We start from the raw sequence: 7169 nt of genomic DNA, 5'->3' as shown, positions 1-7169 counted from the left end.
ATTCTCAGTGGCGGCCTCCGGGCGCGATGGCTTTGTTTTAACAGCAGGTTCCGACCCGAATCTAATTACTGATTTGATAAAAGGTGAAGATTTACTGGTGTTAGGGGGCACTCTAACTTTTGCTCCACTTAGTATTACCCAAAATGCTAATTCAGATTTCATCAGGATTGGTCAGAAGGGTCAACTGTTGGCTGCTGTCAATGGGTGCTAGCTAGTACGATCGCTCTCAATGATTTTACGATCTTTGGCTAAGCACTATATCATCAGCCCTGTCTGGCGTGACTGCCGAGCCTGACCTCGAAGTCCCTCAAATGCTTGCAATATCGTAGTTTTTCGCTGCTCGCTGCCCAATAGGTCTATGGGGCCGATCGATCGGCTTTACCCGATCCTAGCACCTGTTAAAAGCAAAAGATTTAACGAACTCCGCCATTGAGATTTCAAGCGTTTGAGGACCTTCTTCACCACGAAGACTCTCGAAGGCACTCCACCCTACAGTTTCCCGTTTCCCGGCTCTGCCTTGTAGTTAAACTGGAACCAGAGTCGGATCCAAAGTTGCCACTAATTTGAGATTGTACTCATCTTCAAACGACGGCTTTTTATAATCCAAACTCCAGATTTCCAGAGCGCAATCGTCTGAGGGATTGAGCGGTTGCAGCCGCAAATGAAACTCTCGAACTTCTGGGCGGTATTCGCATTTAAAACCCGAAATTGCCCCTATCTGCCGCCTGTCCAAAGCCACAGCCAACCGCAGGAAAGGATGCAACTTACTTACTACTTCCCGGTATTTTTTCGGCAGAATTACAAAATTATCGTGTTTCTTTTTCGGAGGATTTTTACGGTGATAGCGAGCTAAATTTGCAATGACTTCTATCTCTGTTTCAGTGTATCCCAATAACTCACCATTGCGAATTAAATAGTAAGAATGCTTGTGGTGCGCCGCATGACTGACGTACAAACCGCAGTTGTGCAGAATCGCAGCAGCCCACAGCAACTCGCGTTCTTCCGTTCCCCAATTGTGGAGAATTCCTTGAGTTTGGTCGAAGAAATTGAGCGCAAATACTGCCGTTCTTTCGCTTTGTTCTAAATTGACTTGATATTTGTTAGCCATGTGCATAATGCTGCGCTGGCGGATTGAACCTTGATAACGCAAGCGGTTTTCAATCAAACCGTGCGCCAGCATCCAGTCAACAATTACGCCTTCTCTCAAAGAGCGATCGCACACAGTCAGCGATTCAATTCCTAATAGTATCATCGCTTCCTGCAAAATCAAAGATCCTGCCAGAATAATTTCCGCCCGCTTGTCCGACATTCCCGGAATAGCCAGCCTTTCTGAGTAAGAAAGTTTGCGAAAGCGATTGACTAAATCGCGCAAATCTTTTAAACTTAACTGATATCCAGCCAGCGGACTCGGAACAGTTCCCAACTTTTCGCGAGCGTTAATTGCAGCCAGAGTTTCGATGGTCCCTGCAGTGCCAATTAAGCGCAAAGGTTCCCCAGCATAGACTTGAGAGCGCAATTCGTCGATCGGTCTTTCCAGCGAAATCCGAATATAAGCTTGCAAATAAGCAAACTCCTCCCTGCTAATCGGGTCAGTTTTGACAAATTGTCCTGTTAAGCGAACAGCACCAATTTTTGTACTGGTGAGACAGCGAGGCTCAGAACTGTCTCCTAAAATCAACTCCGTAGAACCGCCCCCAATATCAATAATCACCTGCGACTCATTGTTAAATTCCATACCCGAAAGAACGCCGAGATAAATTCTCCGCGCTTCTTCCTGACCGGAAATTAAACTAACATTCAGGTCTAATTCTTCAGCAACTTGTTTGAGAAAATCCCGCCCGTTAGGAGCTTCCCGAACAGCACTCGTCGCCACCGCGATAATTTGTTCAGCATTGAAAGTTTTAGCAATATCAAGAAAACGGCCCAGAGTGGCAATCGCCCGAACCATAACCTCGGACTTCAAGCACCCTGTCTTAGCCTCGCAATCACCCAACCGAACCGTATCTTTTTCTCTAGCAATAATCGTAAATGCGGGCAATTTCGGATCGATCCGCGCCACCACCATGTGAAACGAGTTAGTACCCATATCAATAGCAGCAATAATGCGATTTGACTCCGCAGAAGCAAGTGAATTAACCATTGGAGTATCGGGGTTGACAGATATTTATGATTATTTCACGAATCCAGTTAGGCATTCTCTTAAATTACCAAAAATCTGGAAATGCTCAGTGGCATTGACTTTTACCTGTTTTAAATTCCGGCCCAAGTGCGATCGGCATCCGAGAGCGTAAGTGATTGTGCCTAAAATTTGATAAAATCTAGAGTTAAAAATATCAAATCTAGAATTGAAATGCTGAAAGAGTCCGATCGCCAACCCGAATCCACATTGCTAACCGTCGTGAGGCTTTTGAGATGGGACAAACCAGCAGGAAGGCTGATTTTAATGATTCCAGCCCTGTGGGCCGTCTTTTTAGCAGCAGACGGGAAGCCACCTGCTGCATTGGTAGGAGTGATTGTGTTGGGTACCTTAGCCACAAGTGCGGCGGGATGCGTCATCAACGACTTATGGGATCGCGATATCGATCCCTCCGTAGAAAGAACGCGATCGCGCCCCCTAGCATCCCGCGCCCTCACGGTGCAAACAGGAATAGGAGTGGCATTAATTTCCTTGGTATGCGCAGGGATTCTGGCTTTGTATCTGAATCCGTTAAGTTTCTGGCTGTGTGTGGCCGCTGTACCAGTAATTATCTGCTATCCCCTAGCAAAAAGATGGTTTCGGGTGCCGCAATTAGTGTTATCAATAGCCTGGGGATTTGCAGTGTTAATTAGTTGGAGCGCCGCCGTTGACCAATTAGAATTAGCGACCGGGCTGCTGTGGGGTGCAGTCGTGTTATGGACGATGGGATTTGATACAGTTTATGCGATGAGCGATCGGGAAGACGATTTGCGTTTGGGAGTGAATTCCAGCGCAATATTTTTTGGGGATAATGCCGCGAATGCTGTGGGTTTATTCTTTGTGGGTACAGTGGGTTTGTTAGCAGCAATGGGAATTAATCTGCACTTGCACATAGGTTTTTGGATGGCAATTAGTGGGGCGGCGATTTTGTGGTTTTTGCAGTACAGTCAACTGCGGAAGGCGGATATTCCTAAGCCGGTTTACGGTCAAATCTTTCGCCAAAATGTGTGGGTAGGGTTTCTCATATTGGCGGGGATGATTGTTGGGGAGATTTTTTGATAAGTTCACCCAGATCGAGTGTAGGTTAGGTTGAACCCTCGCGCAACAAAACTTACACTTGATATGCCTCGTGAAGCAGAGAAATAAAAAGTGCGCTCCAGAAACACTCAAGTGAAAGCAAAGAAAGAGTAGCAGTGAAGATTAAAGCGATAGGCGCTCGCCACCAAGTCAGTTTATTTAGTTGACAAAATAACACTTAAAAGCTAGTGTGAAAGCACCTCTACATTTAAATTTTTATATAAAAATTTATTCATAATGTAGACCCTAGACTTTATGATTCAAAAAATCCGTGAAGCTATTGGATTGTTCGCCTCAAACTTTGTGCTGTTTAGTTTGATAGTGCTAACAGTATGGTTGCCTGGGTCAATTCTGTTGATATATTTGCGCCTGTACGTTTTTCCAGGGATGACGGGTGGAGACGAGTGGCGTATGACCATGCAAGAATTGCGAGTGTCGCAATTCATTGAAGGCTCGTTTGGTACCATCTACGTGGGTGCATTACTTCATGCACTTGCTCAATTGAAACGGGGACTTCATCCAACTTATCGTGAGTCCATGACCCACGCAGGACGAAAGTGTTTCAAGCTGTTCGGAACTCGTTTTGTCACTGGCTTAATAGTGCTAGGTGGTTTAATTCTTTTCATCGTTCCAGGTATCATTTTGGCATTGCGCTATGCACTAATTGATGTCGCTGTCGTGCTCGAAGGTGTAGAAGGCTCCAAGGCTCAAAAAGTTAGTGCGAATTTGACTCAAGGGAAAAGAGGGGAGATATTTGGAACGATGATTCTGACCTATGTTGGATTGTTTATTGCTTCGATGATTGTGTCTTTGATTTTGTATCTACCGCTATCATTGATGGGACAACAGGATAACTTTGGAGTCGCATTAATATATGAGTGCGTTGCGAGTATTTTTGCTGCATTGCCCATCATAGTTTTGTTTTTGTTCTACTGGGATGCAAAAAATCAACAGCCAGTTGTCTAGGATGAAAATTATTGATGTCATGATGGTGTGACAACAAAACAACTAGAAAATACTTCTCATCCAAAATCAACTACAGGACTTACGCACAGACACTATCTGTAGGTTACACACAGGGAACCTTACCTTCACAGATAGTTGAAAAATTGCTAATTGGCGGGAATGATTGTTGGGGAGATTTTTTAGTTTTTTGTAGGGCTGTTGGCGCCGAGAACTGCTGTGAAACTCGAAGGATTTAATTTTGACACAAGAGGTTCAAATAGATTTAATCCTGAAAGCCTGTGTCTCTCTGCTTTGTCTCCTGTGGCTCGCACCTCCGCACCTCCCAGATCTCGGATGTGCGATCGCTTCTTCCTCCTTTTCAGGATTATAAGTGAATATACTGAGTTATTAAGCGAATTGCCTTAAAGTCTTCCAAGATATTACCGAGGCGCTGACTTCTAAAAACTGATAGGATTTTGGTGTATTAGACGACATTCTACTAAAATATTAAGTATAAAGAAGTACGTCTTTTTTTCCACAGGTATGGAAATGGCGTACAGGCAAAAATTACCACAGGAAGAAAATAAATGTCTAACGGTGCCATTTCCTACTCGCTATTAAACACTCAGTGTAAAGTTTCATTCCAAAACGCCTAAAAAATCCGGCGCAGTTCTCATAGATACATAGCGACCCAAAGTTAAGCTAGTTTAACGATATTCTCAACTTTTGCTCATTAAGTTTAATTCGCGTGTATTTGTACAGGCGCGACAAAAGTAAAAACTACCCATCAAAAAAGGCAAAAATACGATGTTTGACACACTATTGCCCGATCGCAAGAATTTATCAACCTCTGGCAGCCTTCGCTATCCCACCGGTAGTGGCAGTGCAACCAACAACCTAGCAGAAACAGAGAATATTAGCTTACTAGGAAACAGTCAGGGGAATAAATTAAACCTAAACAATCACCTAACAGGCTGTATTTGTGAGGGTTGTCGCAGCACGTATATTAACCTATATCCCGTAAAACCCGCTCCTGTAGTGGGTGCAACGGTACCAGTGGCATCACTTCCACTCCTGAGCAGTAACCCCAGTGCAACATCAAAAATATTCCTAGATTTTAATGGACACACGACTTCTGGAACAGATTGGAATACTTTTTACAATAGGGGCGCAAATATTGTCACTCCTGCCTACAGCATTGACGCTGATACCACAACCTTTTCCACAACAGAAGTGGCCACCATACAAGAAATCTGGCAGCGAGTGGCAGAAGACTATGCACCGTTTAATGTTGATGTAACAACTATTGATCCTGGGAACTTAAACGCAGCAAATAATATTCGGGTTGTCATTGGGGGAAGTTGGGATCAGTGGTATGAGGAATCGGGAGGAGCAGGAGGGGTTGCTTGGCTGAACTCATGGCGATGGAACAACGATACACCTGTTTTTGTATTTGAAGACAATCTGGCTAATGGTGCTGCTAAATATACAGCGGAAGCCATTTCTCACGAAGTTGGTCACAGTTTGGGACTGTATCATCAGAGTACCTATGATGCCTTTGGTAATCTGATAGAAGAGTACAATCCCGGTTCTGGTAGTGGAGATACGGGCTGGGCACCCATCATGGGTGTGAGCTACTACCAAAACCTAACGACTTGGCACAATGGAACCAGTAGCTTAGGCCCAACCAGTTACCAAGATGATATGAGTATCATCTCGGCAGCTAGTAACGGTTTTGGTGGTTATCGAACTGACGATCATGGAAATACCATCTTTTCAGCCACTGCCTTGTCAGGTACAACAACTTTAACGGGTTCAGGAATCATTACGCAAACCTCAGACATTGATGTATTTTCCTTCCGCGCGGGTGCAGGATCACTTAATTTGACCATTAATCCCGCGCCATATGGGCCCAATCTTGATATCTTAGCGGTACTCATCAATAGTAGTGGTAGTATCATTGCTTCGAGTAATCTTATTAGCAACCTGTTCGCTAACATCAATACCTCAGTAAGTGCTGGGAATTATTTTCTCTCCATTCAAAGTACTGGTCAGTACGGACGGGTCGGTCAATATACCATTAGTGGCACTGTTGCACCCGTCGATACCACCCCACCCACAGCCAGCAGTTTCAGCCCCGCGGATAATGCCACAGACGTTGGGGTTGCTGATAACTTAGTTGTCAACTTTAGCGAAGCCATCCAAAAAGGAACTGGCAATCTGGTCATTAAGAAACTGTCTGATAATTCAGTGGTAGAAACCATCGCGGTAACTGCTGATAATGTTACCGTTAGTGGCAGTCTACTCACGATTAACCCAACATCAGATTTAGCCGCAGGCACTGATTACTACGTGGAAATTGCCAACGGTGCGATTAAAGATATTGCTGGCAACAATTATGCTGGTATTACTGGAAATAGCACTTGGAATTTCACAACTGTTGCACCCGCCGATACCACCCCGCCCACAGCCAGCAGTTTCAGCCCCGCGGATAATGCCACAGGCGTTGGGGTGAGCGCTAACTTAGCGATCGACTTTAGCGAAGCCATCCAAAAAGGAAGTGGCAATCTGGTCATTAAGAAACTGTCTGATAATTCAGTGGTAGAAACCATCGCGGTAACTGCTGCTAATGTCACCGTTAGTGGCAGTCTACTCACGATTAACCCAACATCAGATTTAGCCGCAGGCACTGATTACTACGTGGAAATTGCCAACGGTGCGATTAAAGATATTGCTGGCAACAATTATGCTGGTATTACTGGAAATAGCACTTGGAATTTCACAACTGTTGCACCCGCCGATACCACCCCGCCCACAGCCAGCAGTTTCAGCCCCGCGGATAATGCCACAGGCGTTGGGGTGAGCGCTAACTTAGCGATCGACTTTAGCGAAGCCATCCAAAAAGGAAGTGGCAATCTGGTCATTAAGAAACTGTCTGATAATTCAGTGGTAGAAACCATCGCGGTAACTG

The 7169-nt window shown here is 44.9% G+C and carries 4 protein-coding genes and 1 pseudogene; 4 read left to right on the top strand and 1 reads right to left on the bottom strand.

What is annotated here, in order from left to right; translation table 11 throughout:
• A pseudogene (locus QUB56_RS35830) lies at positions 1-211 on the top strand (calcium-binding protein); the annotation flags it as partial.
• 312 nt (positions 212-523) lie between these two features.
• Here QUB56_RS35830 and QUB56_RS35825 read toward each other — a convergent pair.
• Positions 524-2140, bottom strand: coding sequence for a Ppx/GppA phosphatase family protein (locus QUB56_RS35825; RefSeq protein ID WP_332961117.1), 1617 nt, complete (start codon positions 2138-2140; stop codon positions 524-526).
• A 210-nt stretch (positions 2141-2350) separates the two neighbouring features.
• Here QUB56_RS35825 and QUB56_RS35820 point away from each other — a divergent pair, with 210 nt between their 5' ends.
• The 3 genes from QUB56_RS35820 to QUB56_RS35810 all read left to right on the top strand — a co-directional run.
• The gene (locus tag QUB56_RS35820) at positions 2351-3235 is read left to right on the top strand and encodes a 4-hydroxybenzoate solanesyltransferase (protein ID WP_332961116.1); all 885 of its coding nucleotides are present in this window, start codon (positions 2351-2353) and stop codon (positions 3233-3235) included.
• Positions 3236-3508: 273 nt separating this feature from the next.
• Positions 3509-4219 carry a hypothetical protein gene (locus tag QUB56_RS35815; RefSeq protein ID WP_332961115.1) on the top strand — a complete coding sequence of 237 codons (711 nt, stop codon included), beginning with the start codon at positions 3509-3511 and terminating at the stop codon, positions 4217-4219.
• Between the two features lie 786 nt (positions 4220-5005).
• Positions 5006-7169: Ig-like domain-containing protein (locus tag QUB56_RS35810; protein ID WP_332961114.1), on the top strand; the 2164-nt coding region annotated here is incomplete at its 3' end.

Source organism: Microcoleus sp. AR_TQ3_B6, from assembly GCF_036702785.1.
Lineage (GTDB): Bacteria > Cyanobacteriota > Cyanobacteriia > Cyanobacteriales > Microcoleaceae > Microcoleus.
Note: the sequence above shows the minus strand (reverse complement) of the source record. Positions and strands in the feature narration are given on the sequence as shown.

Excerpts from the sequence above, each read along its gene's own strand:
- QUB56_RS35825 (WP_332961117.1), bottom strand. The coding sequence starts at position 2,140 with ATGGTTAATTCACTTGCTTCTGCGGAGTCAAATCGCATTATTGCTGCT.
- QUB56_RS35815 (WP_332961115.1), top strand. The coding sequence starts at position 3,509 with ATGATTCAAAAAATCCGTGAAGCTATTGGATTGTTCGCCTCAAACTTT.
- QUB56_RS35820 (WP_332961116.1), top strand. The coding sequence starts at position 2,351 with ATGCTGAAAGAGTCCGATCGCCAACCCGAATCCACATTGCTAACCGTC.